Source organism: Larkinella fluvii (genome assembly GCF_051857545.1).
Lineage (GTDB): Bacteria > Bacteroidota > Bacteroidia > Cytophagales > Spirosomataceae > Larkinella.
The window spans coordinates 993,465-1,012,014 of sequence record NZ_JBPZHB010000001.1 but is presented as its reverse complement, the minus strand read 5'-3'; the positions used below and the strand labels follow the sequence as shown (position 1 = coordinate 1,012,014).

General features: G+C 49.3%; 16 protein-coding genes and 1 tRNA gene. 6 read left to right on the top strand and 11 right to left on the bottom strand.

The features are described 5' to 3' along the window. Positions 1-166: 166 nt before the first annotated feature. The gene (pfkA, locus tag ACS5NO_RS04005) at positions 167-1,141 is read left to right on the top strand and encodes a 6-phosphofructokinase (RefSeq protein ID WP_138993423.1); all 975 of its coding nucleotides are present in this window, start codon (positions 167-169) and stop codon (positions 1,139-1,141) included. Here pfkA and ACS5NO_RS04000 read toward each other — a convergent pair. Beyond that, a complete protein-coding gene (locus tag ACS5NO_RS04000) occupies positions 1,138-1,908 on the bottom strand; it encodes a YdcF family protein (RefSeq protein WP_439413942.1) in 771 nt (256 codons plus the stop codon). The genes pfkA and ACS5NO_RS04000 overlap by 4 nt on opposite strands. Positions 1,909-1,989: 81 nt before the next feature. On the opposite strand from ACS5NO_RS04000, the gene ACS5NO_RS03995 reads away from it, so the two are divergent. Next, entirely contained in the window at positions 1,990-3,426 is a 1,437-nt protein-coding gene (locus ACS5NO_RS03995) for a redoxin domain-containing protein (RefSeq protein ID WP_439413941.1), read from the top strand. Between the two features lie 148 nt (positions 3,427-3,574). On the opposite strand, the gene ACS5NO_RS03990 is transcribed toward ACS5NO_RS03995, so the two are convergent. Continuing rightward, positions 3,575-4,486, bottom strand: a complete 912-nt coding sequence (locus tag ACS5NO_RS03990) for a DUF58 domain-containing protein (protein ID WP_114407975.1) — start codon at positions 4,484-4,486, stop codon at positions 3,575-3,577. A gap of 157 nt (positions 4,487-4,643) precedes the next feature. Beyond that, positions 4,644-5,090 (bottom strand): septal ring lytic transglycosylase RlpA family protein, encoded by a 447-nt coding sequence (locus tag ACS5NO_RS03985; protein WP_114407974.1) that lies wholly within the window; start codon positions 5,088-5,090, stop codon positions 4,644-4,646. Positions 5,091-5,355: 265 nt separating this feature from the next. On the opposite strand from ACS5NO_RS03985, the gene ACS5NO_RS03980 reads away from it, so the two are divergent. Then, positions 5,356-5,679, top strand: coding sequence for a DUF3276 family protein (locus ACS5NO_RS03980; protein WP_114407973.1), 324 nt, complete (start codon positions 5,356-5,358; stop codon positions 5,677-5,679). A 195-nt stretch (positions 5,680-5,874) separates the two neighbouring features. Beyond that, entirely contained in the window at positions 5,875-6,978 is a 1,104-nt protein-coding gene (gene ychF, locus ACS5NO_RS03975; protein WP_439413940.1) for a redox-regulated ATPase YchF, read from the top strand. 63 nt (positions 6,979-7,041) lie between these two features. Here the strand turns inward: ychF and ACS5NO_RS03970 are convergent, their stop codons facing one another. Next, positions 7,042-8,358 carry a type IX secretion system plug protein gene (locus ACS5NO_RS03970; protein WP_439413939.1) on the bottom strand — a complete coding sequence of 439 codons (1,317 nt, stop codon included), beginning with the start codon at positions 8,356-8,358 and terminating at the stop codon, positions 7,042-7,044. Positions 8,359-8,466: 108 nt separating this feature from the next. On the opposite strand from ACS5NO_RS03970, the gene ACS5NO_RS03965 reads away from it, so the two are divergent. Further along, on the top strand, positions 8,467-9,390 hold the full coding sequence (locus ACS5NO_RS03965) for a bestrophin family protein (RefSeq protein WP_439413938.1): 924 nt from the start codon (positions 8,467-8,469) through the stop codon (positions 9,388-9,390). A gap of 52 nt (positions 9,391-9,442) precedes the next feature. Here the strand turns inward: ACS5NO_RS03965 and ACS5NO_RS03960 are convergent, their stop codons facing one another. The 3 genes from ACS5NO_RS03960 to ACS5NO_RS03950 are packed head-to-tail and all read right to left on the bottom strand — an operon-like array spanning position 9,443 to position 14,137. After that, positions 9,443-10,375 carry an HNH endonuclease family protein gene (locus tag ACS5NO_RS03960; protein ID WP_439413937.1) on the bottom strand — a complete coding sequence of 311 codons (933 nt, stop codon included), beginning with the start codon at positions 10,373-10,375 and terminating at the stop codon, positions 9,443-9,445. Position 10,376: 1 nt separating this feature from the next. Continuing rightward, positions 10,377-12,077, bottom strand: a complete 1,701-nt coding sequence (locus ACS5NO_RS03955; protein ID WP_439413936.1) for an AAA family ATPase — start codon at positions 12,075-12,077, stop codon at positions 10,377-10,379. A gap of 56 nt (positions 12,078-12,133) precedes the next feature. After that, complete coding sequence (locus ACS5NO_RS03950) at positions 12,134-14,137, bottom strand: ABC-F family ATP-binding cassette domain-containing protein (protein ID WP_439413935.1); 2,004 nt, start codon at positions 14,135-14,137, stop codon at positions 12,134-12,136. 95 nt (positions 14,138-14,232) lie between these two features. On the opposite strand from ACS5NO_RS03950, the gene ACS5NO_RS03945 reads away from it, so the two are divergent. Then, positions 14,233-14,305: transfer RNA gene (locus ACS5NO_RS03945), tRNA-Thr, on the top strand. A gap of 284 nt (positions 14,306-14,589) precedes the next feature. Here ACS5NO_RS03945 and ACS5NO_RS03940 read toward each other — a convergent pair. The 4 genes from ACS5NO_RS03940 to ACS5NO_RS03925 all read right to left on the bottom strand — a co-directional run bounded on the left by ACS5NO_RS03940 (position 14,590) and on the right by ACS5NO_RS03925 (position 18,406). Then, positions 14,590-15,762 (bottom strand): cytochrome-c peroxidase, encoded by a 1,173-nt coding sequence (locus ACS5NO_RS03940; protein WP_439413934.1) that lies wholly within the window; start codon positions 15,760-15,762, stop codon positions 14,590-14,592. Between the two features lie 194 nt (positions 15,763-15,956). Beyond that, positions 15,957-16,628 (bottom strand): hypothetical protein, encoded by a 672-nt coding sequence (locus tag ACS5NO_RS03935; protein WP_439413933.1) that lies wholly within the window; start codon positions 16,626-16,628, stop codon positions 15,957-15,959. A 38-nt stretch (positions 16,629-16,666) separates the two neighbouring features. Next, positions 16,667-17,635 carry a zinc-binding alcohol dehydrogenase family protein gene (locus ACS5NO_RS03930; RefSeq protein ID WP_439413932.1) on the bottom strand — a complete coding sequence of 323 codons (969 nt, stop codon included), beginning with the start codon at positions 17,633-17,635 and terminating at the stop codon, positions 16,667-16,669. 177 nt (positions 17,636-17,812) lie between these two features. Then, entirely contained in the window at positions 17,813-18,406 is a 594-nt protein-coding gene (locus ACS5NO_RS03925) for a Crp/Fnr family transcriptional regulator (protein WP_439413931.1), read from the bottom strand. Positions 18,407-18,550: the final 144 nt, after the last annotated feature.

Below are 18,550 nucleotides of genomic sequence, written 5' to 3'. Positions count from 1 at the left end.
TAACCACCTGTCAATCACCGGTTTTCAGCATTACGTCCGTATTAAATTCGTTTTTCGTTGAACACATTTGTCGGTTTGTCCAAAAATGAAAATAAATTTGCGGTTCGCGAGCAAAAGGCAGACGAATATTTTTTTGCACATAGGAAATTTAAAATAGACTTTTAATATGAAGCGCTTAGCTGTTTTTACTTCCGGCGGTGACGCACCTGGCATGAATGCCTGTATTCGGGCGGTTGTCAGGGGAGCGGTTTACCACGGCGTCGAAGTTTTCGGCATCCGTCGGGGGTACAACGGAATGATCAACGGCGATATTTTTCCCATGACGTCCCACTCGGTGAGCAACATTGTTCAACGCGGTGGAACCATCCTCAAATCCGCTCGCAGCAAAGAGTTCATGACCCCCGAAGGCCGTCAGAAAGCGCACGCTCAACTGGTTAAACACGGTATCGAAGGCCTGGTGGCCATCGGCGGAAACGGGACGTTTACCGGAGCTTTAAAGTTTTTTGAAGAATATCAGATTCCCACCGTTGGCGCACCGGGCACCATCGATAACGATCTGTACGGTACCGACTATACCATCGGTTTCGACACCGCCGTTAATACCGCCCTGGAAGCCATCGACAAAATTCGCGATACGGCCGATTCACACGACCGGATTTTCTTCATCGAAGTGATGGGACGCGACTCGGGCTACATTGCCATTCAGTCGGGCATTGCCGGTGGCGCCGAAATGGTGATGGTGCCGGAAGTGCTGACGCCGATTTCGGAAGTAGTCGAGACGCTGAAACAGGGCTGGAGCCGTTCCAAATCCTCCTCCATCATCATTGTGGCCGAAGGCGACGAAGAAGGCAATGCCGCCGAAGTAGCCGAAAAAATCCGCTCGCAGGTGGGCGTCGACGTCGACATGCGCGTGACGACCCTGGGCCATATCCAGCGCGGAGGCATTCCAACGGCCTACGACCGCATTCTGGCCAGCCGCCTGGGTTTGGGAGCCCTGGAAGGCTTGTTAAACGGGGAGAAGAACGTCATGGCCGGCGTTGTCAACAACCAGCTTCTCTACACGCCCTTCATCGACACGATCAAACTGCCCAAACCGATCAACGAGGATTTGCTGCGGATGGTGCGGATTCTCAGCGTTTAGAGATACCCTGCAACCCGGTACGCCGTGTAGCCCACCAGTTCGTGGATCAGCCAATAGGAGCTAAACAGGGCTTTTTCGGAAGGCAGCAACAGGTGGTTGGGCGCAAACTCGCGTGGTCCGCCGATGAAAGCCGCCGGGTAAGGGGTTACGGTAATGTGCTGTTTCGAGAAACAGCCGATCGCCCGGCGCATGTGCCAGGCCGACGTGATCAGCACGTATTCATACCCGTTGAACCGTTTTTGAAGTATTGGGGCTGAGAAAAGTGCGTTCTCATGCGTGTTGCGGGACCGGTTTTCAAGAAGCACGTCCTGCGCCGGAACGCCCGCCAGCATCAGAAATTGCCGCGTTAGCTGGCCTTCGTTGGCAACGTCGCTCCGGAAAATACCGCCAATGCCTCCGCTAATCAGGATTTTCTGTATCTGCCCGGCTTTATACAACAGCAACGCCTGCCCCATCCGGTCGGCCTGATCGCCCAGATAAATGCGGTTGCGTGGCTCCCCATCGACTTTCATCATCCCCCCCGTCAGCACCACCCCAATGCGGGGACGCGTCGGTGCGGGCAGCGTAACCGGCGGAATCTCCCACCAGAGCGAGATCTCATTGGAAATAAACCCATTTCCGGTAATCAGCAGCAGCACAATGGCCGCAAGCAGGGCTTTTCGTCGACGGGCATGATTTTTGGTGAGGAACGCTACCAGTAAAAGGATGGTCAACAGCCCCAGGGGCATGAGCAGAAAGGAGAATACTTTGGAAAGAAAGTAGAACATCGTGTATGCGAAGGCCAACGCCCCAATCGTTATAAGTAGTATCTTTGTATGACAAACTCTGGTCAACCAACCACGCAATTCATGAATCGACGGTTCTGTTTTACGGCGTTCCTGCTGCTCCTCTCTGCCCCGTTTGTGCGGGCGCAATCGTCCGAAGGTCACCTGGTTACGGCCAAAATCAAAGGACTGGCCAACAAAACCGCTTATCTGGCGCATTTCTACGGTCAGACGCAGTTTACGCCCCGCGACACCGCCACCGCCGACGCTGAAGGACGTCTGGTGTTCGACGGGCCGAAAGAGCTTCCCGGCGGGTTGTATATGATTGTGGTGGATGCCAAACCCGTTCTCCAACTGGTGATTGGCGAACAGCGGTTTTCGATTGAGGCCGATACGGTAAACGTCATTGAATCCATGAAAGTGACCGGTTCCCGCGAAAATGAGCTTTTTTACGGGTACCAGAAATTCCTGAGCAAAAAGTACGGAGAAATCAGTGCTTTGCAAAAAAGCGGGGGATCGGCCAGCCAGATTGCCGCCGGTCAAAAAGAAGTGGAAGCCTACCGCAAAGACTTCATGGCGAAAAACGCCAATACGCTGACGGTTAAACTGTTCCGGGCGGCCGAAGAACCCGAAATTCCGGAAGCGCCGAAGCTGGCGAACGGACGCCCGGATTCGAATTGGGTTTTCAATTATTATCGAAATCATTATTTCGATGGTTTCGACTTTTCGGACGAGCGATTGCTACGGACTATTTTCCTGCAAAGCAAAATAGATCGTTACCTCAAGGAACTGACCGTGCAAACCGTCGATTCGCTGATTCCGGCGGCTGATTACCTGGTGAATAAAGCGAAAGCCAACAAAGACATTCTGCAATACACGATCTGGTACATTACCAACCAGTATGAAGAGCAAAAGAAGGTGCTGAACACCGACGGTTTGTTCATTCACATGGCCGAGAAATACTGGTTAACCGGGGTAATGCCCGTTAGTGATACGTCAACGCTCACCAGCATGCGCGACCGGGTGAAGATTTTGAAACCGCTGCTGGCCGGCAAAACCCTGCCCAACGTGAGTTTGAAGGATACGCTCGGGCGGTTTCAGCCGTTGCACAATGTCAAAGCGGAGTATACCATTGCATTTTTCTACGATCCTGAATGCGGCCACTGCCGGGAGTCGGCCCCCGCGCTGAAGAAATTCTACGATAAACACAAAGCCAAAGGCGTGCAGATTTACGCGGTAGCCATCGGCAAAACCGAAGCGGTCTGGAAGAAATTTATCCGGGAATTCAAATTGCAGAGTCTGCTGAATGTCTACGGGCCGAGTGCGCCCGTCGATTACAAAACGAAATACGACGTGTATTCCACCCCGACGGTGTATGTGCTCGACAAAGACAAGAAAATCCTGGCCCGCCGATTACCCGTCGAAGATCTGGAAGGCTACTTCAATTTCCTCCAACAGCAGAAAATGACCAAAAAACCGGCCCCGATGAAGGATGCCAAGGCGAGTGTAAAGGGGAAATGATTGACGGTTTACGGTTTTCAGTTTACGGTAGTTGACGCATTGCTACTTCGTTATTCAATATTCGGTATTCATTATTCGATATTTTAAGAATGCATCAGCCATCGAAACCCTGGCCCGGCGAAAACCGTATACCGAAAACTGAAAACCATTACTTCATCTTCGTCCGTTTCACCAGATAGCTCGTCAGGATCTGGTCGAATCCTTTGGCGATATCGGCCTCGATGAAGTCGATCCGGTACTGACCGCAGCGGAGTTTGAGTTCGTGGTAAAAATTCTTGATGGCCGTTTGATAGTTGTCGCGCACCTGGTTGGGCTGCACTTTCACTTTTTCGCCGGTTTCCAGGTCGATGAATTCGTAGGGCCGCTCGTCAAAACTGAAATCTTCCTCGGTTTTCTTATCGATGACGTGAAAAATCAGCACTTCGTGGAGGTTGTGGCGCAGGTGTTGCAGGGCTGAAAACAGGTGGTCGACATCCGAAACATTCTCGAACATGTCGCTGAAAATCACCACCAGCGAACGTTTGTTGATTTTTTCGGCCAGTTGGTGAATTACTTCGGCCGCCGACGTTTTCCGCAGCGGGGGCGGTTGTTGCAGCAGCGTGTTGAGTTGCTGGAATATTTTATGAACGTGCGAAGGCGTCGATTTCGTTTGCGTCTGAATGTCAATTCCTTCGGCGAAGGTGGTCAGGCTAACGGCATCTTTCTGGCGTTGGAGCAAATAGGCAATGCAGGCAGCGGCCAGAATGCTGAACGTAATTTTCCCATAGCCCGGTTCGGGGTAATACATCGTCGACGAGGTGTCGAGCAGCAGGTGACAGCGCAGGTTGGTTTCTTCTTCAAACCGCTTGACAAACAGGCGTTCCGATTTGGCAAATACTTTCCAGTCGATGTAGCGGGTGCTTTCGCCGGTGTTGTAGAGCCGGTGTTCGGCAAACTCGACCGAAAAACCGTGGAAGGGCGATTTGTGCAAACCGGTAATGAATCCTTCCACCATTTGGCGGGCCAGAAACTCCACATTACCGTACTCCCGGACTTTCAGTAAATCTACTTGCGTTGCCATAGTCGTAAAAATACAGATCGCGGCCGGATCATCAAAAGGATTCGAAGGGTAGTTTAGGCATCCGGCACATCAAATTTGCCTTGTGTCTGAAATGCGCCTGGCGCAAACTACGCTTTGATTCAGTGATCCAACCGCGATATGAAAACGTTTCCCGCGCTTAAATGGTATCGATGGGGGCAAGCAACGGTTCTAAACGGTTCGTAAGCGGAAACAACACGGCGGTGGCAGGCTCGGTTATTTTCCGGTTATGACCGACAACCCGGATGGCCACATTGGCGATGCCGGTTTTAACGATTCCCAGGGTTTTCGCGGCTGCATAGGCCAGATCGATGATGCGGCCTTTGCCGTGCGGCCCCCGGTCGTTAATCCGAACGACAACGGATTGGTTATTGGATAAATTGGTCACTTCGACCATGGTGTTCATGGGCAGAGAAATGTGTGCCGCCGTCAGTTTGTCGTTCTGATAACGTTCTCCGCAACTGGTTTTTTTCCCATGAAAGCGTTTTGAATAGAAAGAAGCCTTTCCTTTCTGTATGAGACCCGACTGGGCCTCCGTTGATTTCATGCCGCCGAAAAGCAGCATGATCGTGACGATTATACTCATACAGTTTGAGGTTTGGTGGAAAACAAAAAAAGGTTGAGCGCCAGACACTTACGCCCCACCTTTAGCAGAAATTTAACAATTCCCTCATTACAAAGATAACAGCAACTGCTTAAGAAGCAAACTGTTTTCTTTCTTTATTCTAGTGTTCTCTTAAACCTGTCCAGTTTGGGCCGTACGCTATGAAAATTAATTTGAGGCAATATTTTTGCTAGTTATACTAATCCGCTTATTTTAGCGTTTAAATCACCTCAAACCACCAGAGATTGTGGAAGAAAAAGAGAAAGAAAAAATCTTTTCCAAGCGCGTCAGAGCTGGAAAACGTACCTACTTCTTTGACGTCAAATCCACCCGCGCCAACGACTATTATCTGACCATTACCGAAAGCCGCCGACATCCGCAGGGCGACGGTTTTATTTATGAGAAACACAAAATGTTTCTCTACAAAGAAGATTTCGACAAGTTCTCTGATGCGTTGCACGATACGATTCAATATATTAAATCCGATTTGATGCCTGAATTCGACTTCTCCCAGTATGCCGTGAAAGACGAACTGGAAGATGTGGGCGGCAGCGAATTGAAATGGGAATAACCCCTCTATCTCTTCTTCCACAACTTAGCCTCTGATCCCCGGAGGCTTTTTTGTTTTTCGCCCCTGAATGTCCGAACTTTGCGAGACAATTGTGAATGAGTGAATGAGCGAATGAGTGAATAACCTGCCGGATTCTTGTCAAACTATTCACTCATTCGCTCATTCACTCACTCACTCATTCAAAATTAAAAATACATGAGTCTTCAATGCGGTATTGTCGGGCTGCCTAATGTTGGGAAGTCCACGTTGTTTAATGCCATTTCGAGCGGAAAGGCCGAAGCTGCCAACTATCCGTTCTGTACCATAGATCCCAACGTCGGCGTCGTAACGGTGCCTGACGAACGGCTGGACACGCTGGAAAGCCTGGTGAAACCCCAGAAAGTGGTGCCAACCATCATCGAATTTGTCGACATCGCCGGGCTGGTCAAAGGCGCGAGCCAGGGGCAGGGTCTGGGCAACAAGTTTCTGGCCAACATCCGGGAAGTCGATGCCATCGTCCACGTCATCCGGTGTTTTGAAGACGATAACATCGTCCACGTCGAAGGGCGCGTCAACCCGATTTTTGACAAGGAAATCATTGACATCGAGCTTCAACTGAAAGACCTGGAGTCGATCGACCGGAAACTGCAACGCACTGAAAAAGCCGTTCGCGCCGGTAGCGACGCCAAAGCCAAAGCCGAACTGGAAATTCTGATTCGCTACAAAAAAGCACTGGAAGCCGGACAGAACGCCCGCGCCGTGGATGTGACGCCCGAAGAACGATTTGCCGCCGTGGGCGAACTCCAACTGCTGACCGTCAAACCGGTAATTTATGTCGCGAACGTCGACGAAAAATCGCTGCCGGGCGGCAACCAGTATTCCGATCAACTGAAAGAAATGGCGAAAGCCGAGGGCGCGGAAGTGGTCATCGTGTGTGCTGCCATCGAGGCCCAGATTGCCGAAATTGAAGAACCCGACGAACGCCAGATGTTCCTGGAAGAATACGGTTTGCAGGAGTCCGGTCTGGATCTGCTCATCAAAGCGTCGTACCGCTTACTAAATTTAATTACTTATTTTACGGCGGGTGTGAAGGAGGTTCGCGCCTGGACGATTCAGCGCGGCTGGAAAGCCCCGCAGGCGGCTGGCGTGATTCACTCGGATTTTGAAAAACACTTCATCCGCGCGCAGGTCATCAAGATTCCGGACTTTGTTCAGTACAAATCACAGGCGGCCGTCCGGGAAGCGGGCAAACTGTCGGTCGAAGGCAAGGAATACGTCGTGGCCGACGGCGATGTGATGGAATTTCTGCACAGTGCCTAACGAAGGAGAAGAGCGGGCCAAATCCCGCTCTTCTCCTATACAATCTCCGCTTGATGCCTGCTGCTACTTCCGCTTGTTGTAGCCAATCCGTCGATAGCCCACCAACTGATCGGCCCGCGACGCCGGGGGGCGGTGGTAGACCAGAATTTCGTAGTCGTTTTCCGTGTCCGAGTAATTCCCCTCGATCAGGGTTTCGTTGCCCGTGAGGTTCATCCCGGAGCGCGACACGGGCGGAGGAATGCCTTTCACGGAATAATTATAGTTATAAACACCTTGCTTCAGTTGAATATCGGCCCGGTAGGCGCGTAAATCCGGCACGTAGCTCATCCGGTTGAGATCGTCTAAATGCCAGAAATTGAACGCACTGTTCACGAACAATTCGGCATTCGGAACCTCATCCATGCGCAGCGTAAAAACCGTCGTGATGTAGTCGGCCTGCGTGGCTCCAATGCGGGTTTCGAGGTGATCGATCACGTATTGTCCGTTAAAATCGTCGGTTTGAACATACGCGCCCACACTTCGAATGCCGTCGGCGTTCACAAAAACCGTGTTGCGGTCTTCCCGGCGATCGATCCGTTCGATGTAATTGCCACGCGACAAAACCGTTCGGGTGTCGAAATACCGGTACTCGTTCCCACCCGGAAACGTGTTTTTCAGATCGAAAAGCCGGTATTCCAGCAGGTTGTCGAACGCCCGGACGTTGGTCGGCCGCAGGCCCGTGATCACACGGTCGTCACGAAAATTCTGGCGAATGACAATTTTCAGGTCGTCCTGGGGCGAAATGAGCGGATAGCCCCGGTAACTGATTTCGAAATTGATCTGCTGGTCGGTAAAGCGAAACTGCGGATCGTTGGCAAACTGTGCTGTGGCGGACACGCCCACGCGGTTGAGGTAGGTACTGAACCGGCGGCTGAAAAAAATCTGGTTCGGATTCCGCTCGTTATAGACCACCAACACGTAATTCCCCGGCAATTTGACCTTCGGCACCGGAAACCGGTAGTGGTAATACGGTATTTTGGTGTTCTGCGAAATCTGATAATCCTGAATGGGATAGTCGTTGTATTCGTACGTAAACTCGATGTCATTCAGAATCGACCGTTGCCAGTCGGCGTTGCAATGCACGAATTTGGCGCGAAACGGGCGAAAGGTAGCCGTCAGATCGTCAAATTCCAGCATGAGCTGCGTCTCGACGGATTGATCGATGATGGGTGGATTGAGCGTTTGCGCCGGATCGGTTGGATCGTTGCCGAGTACCGGATACAGCAGCACGGTTTTGATGGCTGGATCGACAATCCGATCGTCGGTCGGCAGATTTTGGGCGGAAGCCTGAACCAGCGTGATGCAATGTAGGAGCAGGAAAAGTCGGAAAAATGAAAGCATTTAGAATAGATAAATCGGTATAGGTAGGAACGAAATTTTAGGGAAAGGCAGTATAAAAAACATTTCAGGATGTATTTTTGAACTCAGCAAGATGTAACTCAGGCGAAGATGGTCAATTACGATACAAAAGAGTGGGTCCGGTTTCTGATTAATTTCCCCAAAGCCGACACCGTCCGCAAGCTGATGCCCTTTTTAGGCCTGATGACGCTCTATTCTTTTTTGGTGGCCTTCATTCTCCTCTACGTCTTTAATATGAAAGACAATTCGGATTTGAGGCACATTTCGGTGATGCACTCACTTCTGGGCTTTGTTATTTCGATGTTGCTGGTTTTCAGGACCAACACCGCCTATGACCGCTGGTGGGAAGGGCGCCGGATGTGGGGGGCGCTCACCAACAACAGCCGCAATCTGGCCCTGAAACTGGAACCCCTATTGGATCAGGCGGCCACCGATGAGCGGGACTTTTTTCGCGTGATGATCCCCAACTTTGCCTACGCGATGAAAAACCACCTGCGGGCGCATTTTGTCGAAAAAGAATTTACGGAATGTTCGCTGTTTCCCTTATCTGCACTGAACCGGCACGAGCACATTCCTTCCCAAATTTCGGCGGCTCTTACCCGCAAAGTCTATGAACTTCAGCGAAAGGGCGTCTTTTTACCGGAACATTTGCTGTTTTTGAATGGCGAATTACAAAGTCTGATGGACATCTGTGGCTCCTGCGAACGGATCAACAAAACACCGATTCCGTTTTCCTACAGCTCGTTTCTAAAAAAATTCATCTTCATTTATTGCATCACGCTCCCGTTGGGCTACGTTTTCAGCCTGCATTACTTCGTCGTCCCGTTTGTCGTGTTCATCTTCTACGTTCTGGCCAGTCTGGAGGTCATTGCCGAAGAAATTGAAGACCCGTTTGGGACAGATGCGAACGATTTGCCCGCCGAAACGATCTGCAAGAACATCCGGCAATCGGTTCGGCAACTCATCCCGGTTCCGGAATCGGTCAAAACGCCCTCCAATTCAGGCCTTCTTTGAGTTGGAGCTTTCTTACAAAATGAAGTGTCTTACACCAGCATTTTTTCTGATTTTATTCGACCTGATCGATGGCAGGACGAGATAAGTAATATTCATTAAAAGCTTCCTGAACAATAACGCGTTGTCCTGATTCCAGTCGGGGCAAAATTACGGTATTGAAATTGACCGCGTTCAGCATCACAAACCGACGTAGCAAAGTATGTTCAAAAGTAGAGTTGACTTTGTTCGCATCCATTTGACGAAAGCAAATCTGTAAGGCATCCCGTAACTTTTCAGGAGACAAAACATTTTCCACTAAAAGCGCAAACATCGCGTTGATGCTATTGATGAAATCGTCTACGATCTGTAACCGTTTTAATTTCAGATCTTTTCGGTTCAGATTGCATATTCGAATCGTTTGTTCTCCTCGTTGATGGACTCCATCAATGCCTGTTAATCGTAATCCTTCACCGCTCGGGTCTATAATTACTCCCAGAAATTCAAGTGGTTCATCAATTTCCGGGTGCAACAGGTATGGTTTTTCGCCACTTAATTCGTCAGAATGAGCGAGAGATTTAGCCTTGTTTAATTTTCCGTCTGTTCCAAAAGACGGTTTTGAAACCCGTATTCCCGATACGGGAAATTGGTTGCCTTTTCCACCTGCCGTATTGCAGTCATGGCACGAAGGAACCAGGTTCGACCATTCATAACACAACCAGTAATAGCCATTCACTTCACCTTTTACAGCTTTCTTCGGTCGGTAATGTTCAATTTCAGCCTTACAATACGTTTCACAATAAGCGCACTTTTGAAAATAGTACTCATTGAGTTTATCCCGAACCCGTGATTGGATTCTGCCATCTGCGTCTTTGTAAACGTCTTGATAATAACTTTCTGAAATTTGCAGCGGATCGGCTTCCCGGCTCAGCTTTTCCAGCAAGTCCAGCGTACGTTGATCCGTAAGAATGGCTGGTTTGTCATCCAGATTTTTCCGCACCAGACGCATTCTATTTCTCTTTAATAAGCTTCAGTAATTCCTGCTGGTTTTCCGGCGAAAGGAACTGGTTGATTTGACTCCGTAACTCCCGGTTCTCGGTCACTTCATCATACGTAGTTTCGGAATGGATCATCCGATCCGGTTCTTTGCTATCCGGAATTAGGTCCTTAAACCCGAAAATTGGGGACGACAGAATCGCATTCGGTGTCAAAACGGAAAAGTCCACATCCAGCCGATCTACTTCAATGCCTTTGTCATCGTTTCGGGTAACGTGCAACAAAACCGTATCTTTTGGTACGCCGAGCAAAGGAATTGGGCTATGTGTAGAAGCAATGAACTGAATCCGGGGGAAGTGTTTCGAAAGAACTTCAGGTAATAATTTCTGGTAGGTTGGATGAAGGTGTAATTCCAGCTCGTCAATGATAACAATTCCTTCCAACTCACTAAAGTTATCTACATTTTGCTTTATAGACAACCGATAAATTAAGTCGCCAATCATGGCGATGATGTTCTTAAAACCGGATGCTAATTGACTGAATAACAAACCAGCCGTTAACGATTTCCCTTCTTCATCCTTTTCAAAATATCGAACCTCTGGTATTTTATTTTTTACTACAATATCTATATTCAACAATGCAGGAAGTAGTTCTTTAAATAGACTAACGGCCTGATCGAAAGCAGGTTTGTCGGTATAATAACTATCTTTCAAGTATTGTTCAACATTAAGAAGAAGCCCATCTGAATTGAATAAGTGATAAGTTGTAGGAGCCTGTTGTTCAATCATTTCTTTCGTTACAGATGCGCTAACCTGCAAACGTGACGAGCCATAAGTAGCCAATTCGTTGGTCAACTTAAGGGGAGCAGCATCCAGACGTGGAGTACGCGAATTGGTTTCTACTACTGTGTCATTTGCATAGTACTCAACGCCGATAAACGAACTATCGGTCACTAATTCGGCCCCACTTTCATCCTTGTTACCATACAATCCAGCGGCAATCGCTTGCAAAACTGACGTTTTTCCAAAACCGTTTTCGCCCGTCAAGATGATCCATCGCATTGAAGCAGGTAAATCATCAATTACCAATTGTTTGATTCCTTTGAAATTTTGAACCCGTAAGGATTTTATAGCAAGATTTTTTTTAATGATAATTACTTGTGGAGAATAGAACGGTTCTGTTTTCAAGTAGTCTTCAAACTGCTGGCGGTTTAAGAAGTAATAACTATATTTTGTATCTATTTTAAGGGGGTAAACAAAAATATTAATTTCAGGCCTTATTGTGTCAAGGAAATAATCTAATTTTTCCTTAAAATATGTTGAATTAACAATTTCAAAACTAAATTCAAAAGAATAACCTATAATATGCCCATCTATCAGATGAAGTTCAGGATAGGTACTAACTTGGTCAGACAAATGTAATGCAAGCCTCCGCGACACAGAATTTTCTGTTTCATCAGATGCATTATTGAACTGAGCTATCAAGAAAATTCGTTCTTTCTCGTCTATTATCAAGTAGGTAATTGGAGACTCGCCCCAATTACCATAAAATGATAATTTAATGAACTCTTTTCCTATTAATTCTTCATAAAGTATAGAAGTATCTTGAACAACTTCAACTGTAAAATAAAACTCCCTTCCAGCTTCTTTCTCCTGAGAATGCCGTTCCAGTAAGAACTTTACCACTTGCTCCCGTATTTCCAGTAACGTGCTCATTGGATTTCGTTAAGTCAGTGCAAGTACAGTACAAAAGAAGCTGGGCGGTATCGAGCCTACCCCAGCTTCTTTTCCAATTTTTCCGCTTCCAGCATCACATCCTCCCACTGCGCCTGAAACGAATCGAGTTGCGTACCAACCCGTTTGTAGTCAGCGGTTTTCGACTGAAAAAGCTTTCCGTCGGCCACCACTTTCGGCTCGGCCATTTCGGTTTCCAGTTGCTTTTTCTGTTTTTCCAGCCGGGCAATCTGCTGCTCAAAATCTTCGGCCTGCTGCGTCGCTTTTTTCAACGCCCGCTGCCATTCCTTGCGCTCTTCGTCATTGGCGATACTCTTGCCGTTGGCAGAACCGTTAGACCGGTTTTGCCCATTCTTATCGGCCGGTTTGCCGGTTTCGGCCAGTTTACCATTCGAATTCGCAGCCGGTTGCGGAGAACTGGCGGGCGTCTCGACCGGATTCGACTTCCGTTCTTCCATCCACCATTCGTATTCGTCGTAGGTGCCGGGGTATTCCTTGATCTGCTCGTCTTCGATGTACCAGATTTTGTTGGCAATCTGCGAGACGAAATACCGGTCGTGGGAAACCACCACAAACGTACCTTCGTACTGGTCCAGCGCCTGAATCAGAATATTCACCGACTGCATGTCGAGGTGGTTTGTCGGTTCATCCAACAGCAGGAAGTTGGCCTGCGACAGCAGCACTTTCGCCAGCGCCACCCGCGATTTTTCGCCCCCGGACAGCACCTTGATTTTCTTGAAAACATCGTCGCCCGAGAACAGGAAACAGCCCAAAACCGTCCGTAATTCCGATTCAGATTTGGTTGGATTGGCCGATTTCAGTTCCTCCAGCATGTTATCTTCCACGTTCAGCGACTCCAACTGGTGCTGGGCGTAGAAGCTGAACGAGACATTATGACCCAGCCGCCGTTCGCCCTTCGTGGTCGGTTCAGTTCCCGCAATAATCCGCAGCAACGTCGATTTCCCTCGCCCATTGGCACCGATCAGGGCCACGTGATCACCCCGTTCGAGTCGGGCGGTGGTGTGCGTCAGGATTTTTTTCTCGTCGTAATTTTTCGTTACCTCATCGAGGTGCAGAATGTGCCGACCGGGTTGCGTCGAAAAGTTAAACCGGAAGTTGACGCGGGCATTTTCATCGATCACCGCATCGACCCGATCCATTTTTTCGAGCATTTTCACCCGGCTCTGGGCCTGCTTGGCTTTGGTAGCTTTCGCCTTAAACCGCTCGATAAACCGCTCGGTTTGCCGGATTTTAGCCTGCTGATTTTCGTAGGCCCCCTGTTGAATTTCGTTGCGGAGCGCCTTTTCTTCAATGTAGAACGAATAATTCCCCGCGTAGAAATTCAGCTTGGCACCTGAGACTTCCACAATGCTATCCACCACATTATCAAGAAATTCACGGTCGTGGGAAACCACGATAACCGCGCCTTCGTAGTTCAGAATGTATTTTTCAACCCAGACAATGGAAGGTAAGTCCAGGTGGTTGGTCGGTTCATCGAGCATGAGCAGCGACGGTTTTTGCAGCAGCAGTTTTGCCAGCATCACGCGCATCCGCCAGCCCCCGGAAAACAGCCGCAGCGGTTTGTCCAGATCGTTGGTCGAGAAGCCCAGCCCTTCCAGGATTTCTTCGGCTTTCGACTGGATCGTGTAGCCGTCCAGGGCCGCAAATTCGTCCTGCGCCCGCGCCAGTTTGTCGATCAGTTCGTCGCGGTAGTTGACTTCCATCTCGTGTAGCAGTCCGTCGATCCGTTTTTGCAGGTGGTTCTGGCGTTCAAAAGCCTGCATGGCCACCGACAGAATCGAGTCATCGGTTTGGTAGGAAAGCAAATCCTGGTTCAAAAATCCGATGGTTACATCGCCCGCTTTGGAGATACTTCCGCCGTCGAGTTGGTATTCACCCATGATCAACCGCAGCAGAGTCGATTTTCCGGTTCCGTTGAGGCCAATGAGACCAATTTTCTGACCGGGCTTGATGTGCATCGACGCATTTTCGTAGAGCGCCCGGCTTCCGAGATAATAAGACAGGTTTGTAAGAGAAATCATACCGGCAAATTTACGCATTTTTGCCGCGTTTGCTTGCATGGTTTGTGAAGAACCCGCTATATTTGCACCCACAAAAACGGTAAAAAATCGTTTTTGCCTCCTTAGCTCAGTTGGTAGAGCGACGCATTCGTAATGCGTAGGTCGCAGGTTCGAGTCCCGTAGGAGGCTCAGTTTTCAAATAAGGGTTAATCAGTTTTCGAGCGTAAAGCCTCAAAATCAACTGATTAACCCTTTTTCTTTACCGAAAGAAATACAGAATAATCAAGTAAATCCGTGTATTAACTATAAGTCGTCAGTGCCTGGCAATCCACGTCGGACAGTCGTTAAAGTGGGAGGATGTCGTTGCGGGATGAATCGGCTAAAAACGTTACATTTAACAGTGCTTGGACGCATTCAACGGGGCCGCCCGGCGGTGGATAACGGCAGTCATCTGCAAAGGTGGCCTATATTGGCTACCGGATGTTCCCACCCGGATTGAGACCACTGGGAACATGAACCGGGATAGTCTTATTAAAACTAGGATCTGTCAGGGATTTTAGAAATGAAATAAGTTGCTCCTGCTCGAAGTCGCGCAAGGCAACTCGCTGTATTTTTACATCCAATTGCTGCACTGGCACATGCGGATTTTGCGAAATTGGCTCGCCGATATCGTCATAAAACTTTAGCACCTGTTGCAGAGTCTGAAAAACCCCATTGTGCATATACGGAGCTGTCATTCCTACGTTTCGCAACGAGGGAGTCCGGAAGGCATAGGTTCCCCCAGCACCCGTGTCAGAACTGGCCAGTTGGGTATTATCAGGCACCGACATCACGTGCAGTTGGTAGTCGGAAAACATCGGTCCTGAATGGCAAAGAGGACAGCCTTCGTCCTTGAAGAGCTGCATTCCCTGAATTTGTTGTTCAGTAAGGGCCGCTTTATCCCCTTTTTGGTAGCGGTCGAAGGGTGAATTCATCGCAATTAAGGTACGTTCGAAAGCCGCAATGGCTATGCTGATGTTTGCCGCAGTAATGGCTTTGCTGGTCCCGAAGACGGTCTGAAACCGTTGTCGGTACTCCGCAATCGTTGACAAACGCGCCACCAGGCTGTCTAATGTTACGGCTTCACCAAAGGCATGACCGCGCATTTCCTCAAAGCCAATGATCGGGCTGATCACCTGATTCTCCAGACTTTGAATACGCGAATCCCAAAACATCGGCGCAGTCAACGGCTCATACTTTCCGTTAACATCCATACCATTAAAGGCCGTATTGAGTATGGTTTGCGAGTTTCGCTTCGTCAGGAGCACGTCATTGGGCCGCACAAACCGGCGGTTTTGTCCATAGCCCACGGCATTGGGACCCAGTGACAGGTCCAATCCATCAGTATAGGCATTGTTGGGGTGATGGCAGGTGGCACAGGCGACGTCTTTACCGCCTGACAGAATTGGGTCCCAAAACAGTGCCTGGCCAAGCGCAGCTGTATCATTAGTAATTGTGTTACTGATTGGAGTGCTGGTTGAACCGGGCTGAATAGGTGTACTGACTGTAGGACCAATGGCCGTACTGCGATCGTCTTTAGAACAGGCTTGGATTACGACGGTGAATAAAACAACTACCGTGAGCAGGGCGTATAAATTATTGCTCATAAGTAAAGCGGCTAAAATATAACTAACAGAATTTTGATCTGACCAAAGCTATTTCCTTTGCTTTTAAGCCATGTTCATTGGATCAAGCTAAGCACAATAAACGCCATTTTACGCATAGCATCCTGAATATTCATTTGCGTGTTAACAAAAATAACGAAAGGCGAATGAAAAATACATTGTCGAAAAAAGTAGGGCTAGTTAGTAATCTTCAAATCGGTGAAATAGCCTTCAGTACCCACATCAACCCACAGGCCGATACCACCAGATACACCAGCGCCGTGTTTTAGATCCTTTACGATCAAAGCGGGTTGCTTCGCATCGTTCAAATACAATTCCGCTTCTTGACCCTGGACAACAATTTTCAGGGCAATCCACTCATTCAGCGCCATGTCGGCATACGATTCATACCGTTCCGGGGCTTCTTTCCGCAAGCGATCAAACTTGTAATCAGGATACGAATAATATTGAATGGCGTGGTTGCGCCTGACCTGATCGTCGGACCGGCCGTTGGTGGGACGGATATAGATGCTTTCGTACCGGGAATTGGTTTCGTTGATTCGGAACGCAAGGCCGATAAAGCCCCGGGCCAGTTCCGGTGCATTGTTCAACAGACGGCTCAATACCTTTACTTCAATCGTGCCGTTGGTGAACGGTAAGTCCTTTATTCTGACAAAGGTAGGTTCGTCCACAGCCTTCACGGTCGAGTCTTTGACAACCCGCAGGGCCTGCTTCCCCAGGATGGAACCGACCGACATTGTCACCTGATTGGGCATCAGGTTGGCTTGATCCAGTTTGATGACCTGCGCCTGTACGCTCAGGCTACTCAATAGCCAGCCGCTTACCAGGGCAAATAAGCTACGTCTCATACCATTGGAGTTAGGTGATCGGAAGAAAATAAAATTCGTTACGGCAGAACCACCAATTTACCGGTTCCCTGATTACGGTCCATGAATTGATGGGCGGTCACGATTTGATCGAGCGTAAAGGTACGGCTGATGGCCAGCGTCACGTGACCGGCTTCGACCCGGCGAATGAAATCCTGAAAAACGGGCGTCGAACTCGTGATCTGACCACTGTCGTAGGTAGTGAGCCGAACCGTAGCGGGAATAAATTCCATGGGCGCAAATTCGGGAATTGTCCAGTTTTCAGCCAGCATACCACTCATGCAGCCCAAGCCGCCGGGCTTAAGACACTGCAACGAGTCATGCAGGGTCGATGTCCCCACCAGTTCCAGCACTTTATCGATACCCTCCGGAAAAATAGACCGTACGGATTCGCTAAGACGCCCTTCATCGATCAGTACATGCGTAGCGCCATTGGCCCGTAAGGCACTTTCTTTCTGCGGGTTGCGGGTTGTGGCCAGCACCTTCAAGCCCGCCAGACTGGCCAATTGAGTTGCCAGCATGCCGACGGATGAACTCCCCCCGCGAATGAGCAGCGTTTCACCCGTTTCGATGGCCAGGGCAGGATAGAGCGAACCATAGGCCGTTTGGAACATTTCCGGTATGGCCCCCAGGATTTCCCAGGGAAGGGTGCTTTCAAACGGATGCAGCAGTGCTTTGGGAAGCAGCGTGTACTCGGCGTAACTCCCATCGAAATCCCGACCCATTCCACCCATCAGGGCCAAAACCTGTTGCCCTTTTGGGTACGCTCCGGACGGGTCAACTTCCACCTGACCAACACACTCAATGCCCAGCACCCGGGGAAACCGGACATGGGGCGATAAGCCTTTCCGGGTCATCAGCTCCGAGCGGTTCAGGCCAAAGGCTTTTACCCGAACCAATACATGCTCTTCACGGAGCGTGGGGATCGGACGCTCCTCAATGCGTAGCACATCAGGTCCACCAGGTTGATACACAACGGCCGCTTTCATGCTTTTTATTTAGTTAAAGAGTATCATCTCCCTATCTCAGATTCGGGCCAGGGAAGCCTGATCGTCCGCACGGCTGGAAGATTGAACAGCCTGATCGGGTTTAACTGACCCTGCAAAATTCCGGCGAATCCCGTGAATGTACCAATAAGGTTTCTTAAGAAATAGGCTTAAGAAAGTTTAAGAATGGCGTTGGGCGGTAGCGAGGTCTTTTCGGATTTTACTCAGAAACTCCGGAGTAATGCCCAGATAAGAGGCAATTTGTGTATTGGGGAGCCGCAAGGCCAGGGCGGGGTATTGTTCCAGAAAGGTGAGGTAACGTTCCTGGGCGGTGGAGCTGATCGTTTGCAGGACGCGGGTTTGCAGTTCCACATACTTGTTCTCAATAATGACTTTGAAAATGCGGTCTAGTTTAGGAATGTTGGTATAGAGAAAATAGAGATCCTGTTTCTCGATTTGGAGAATGCGAGATGGCTCAATCGCTTCAATAAAAAGACCGCTGGGTTTCCCCGAATGAAAGCTGCCAATATCGGCAATCCAATTCGTTTCAGCCGCGAATTGGATCGTATGGTCGACACCTTTGCGATCGACCGCAAACATGCGAAAGCAACCGTCCAGGACAAACGAATAGTGTTGACACGGAAACCCTTCCTGAAGGATGGCTTGCCGACGTTTGATTTGCCGTTGCGAAACCCGGCCTTCAAAAAGCTGCACTTCTCTTTCAGTCAGGGGTAAGTAGGCTTCAAAATGCTTTATGAGTAACTGGAATGACATGCTCAAGGGAGTAGTTTAATGGAAAAACAACCGGGCCGGAGAAACCATCTGCCGGGTTGCACCATTCGTCCCGTAGGGATGATCCATTTTGTAGCAACCACGTCCGCAGAAAACCCGAAAAGTGTGTCAAGTTAGCGAATTCCA

Excerpts from the sequence above, each read along its gene's own strand:
- ACS5NO_RS03960 (WP_439413937.1), bottom strand. The coding sequence starts at position 10,375 with ATGCGTCTGGTGCGGAAAAATCTGGATGACAAACCAGCCATTCTTACG.
- ACS5NO_RS03950 (WP_439413935.1), bottom strand. The coding sequence starts at position 14,137 with ATGATTTCTCTTACAAACCTGTCTTATTATCTCGGAAGCCGGGCGCTC.
- ACS5NO_RS03995 (WP_439413941.1), top strand. The coding sequence starts at position 1,990 with ATGAATCGACGGTTCTGTTTTACGGCGTTCCTGCTGCTCCTCTCTGCC.
- ACS5NO_RS04000 (WP_439413942.1), bottom strand. The coding sequence starts at position 1,908 with ATGTTCTACTTTCTTTCCAAAGTATTCTCCTTTCTGCTCATGCCCCTG.
- ACS5NO_RS03925 (WP_439413931.1), bottom strand. The coding sequence starts at position 18,406 with ATGTCATTCCAGTTACTCATAAAGCATTTTGAAGCCTACTTACCCCTG.
- ACS5NO_RS03935 (WP_439413933.1), bottom strand. The coding sequence starts at position 16,628 with ATGAGACGTAGCTTATTTGCCCTGGTAAGCGGCTGGCTATTGAGTAGC.
- ACS5NO_RS03970 (WP_439413939.1), bottom strand. The coding sequence starts at position 8,358 with ATGCTTTCATTTTTCCGACTTTTCCTGCTCCTACATTGCATCACGCTG.
- ACS5NO_RS03955 (WP_439413936.1), bottom strand. The coding sequence starts at position 12,077 with ATGAGCACGTTACTGGAAATACGGGAGCAAGTGGTAAAGTTCTTACTG.
- ACS5NO_RS03940 (WP_439413934.1), bottom strand. The coding sequence starts at position 15,762 with ATGAGCAATAATTTATACGCCCTGCTCACGGTAGTTGTTTTATTCACC.
- ACS5NO_RS03930 (WP_439413932.1), bottom strand. The coding sequence starts at position 17,635 with ATGAAAGCGGCCGTTGTGTATCAACCTGGTGGACCTGATGTGCTACGC.
- ACS5NO_RS03985 (WP_114407974.1), bottom strand. The coding sequence starts at position 5,090 with ATGAGTATAATCGTCACGATCATGCTGCTTTTCGGCGGCATGAAATCA.
- ACS5NO_RS03990 (WP_114407975.1), bottom strand. The coding sequence starts at position 4,486 with ATGGCAACGCAAGTAGATTTACTGAAAGTCCGGGAGTACGGTAATGTG.
- ACS5NO_RS03965 (WP_439413938.1), top strand. The coding sequence starts at position 8,467 with ATGGTCAATTACGATACAAAAGAGTGGGTCCGGTTTCTGATTAATTTC.
- ychF (WP_439413940.1), top strand. The coding sequence starts at position 5,875 with ATGAGTCTTCAATGCGGTATTGTCGGGCTGCCTAATGTTGGGAAGTCC.
- pfkA (WP_138993423.1), top strand. The coding sequence starts at position 167 with ATGAAGCGCTTAGCTGTTTTTACTTCCGGCGGTGACGCACCTGGCATG.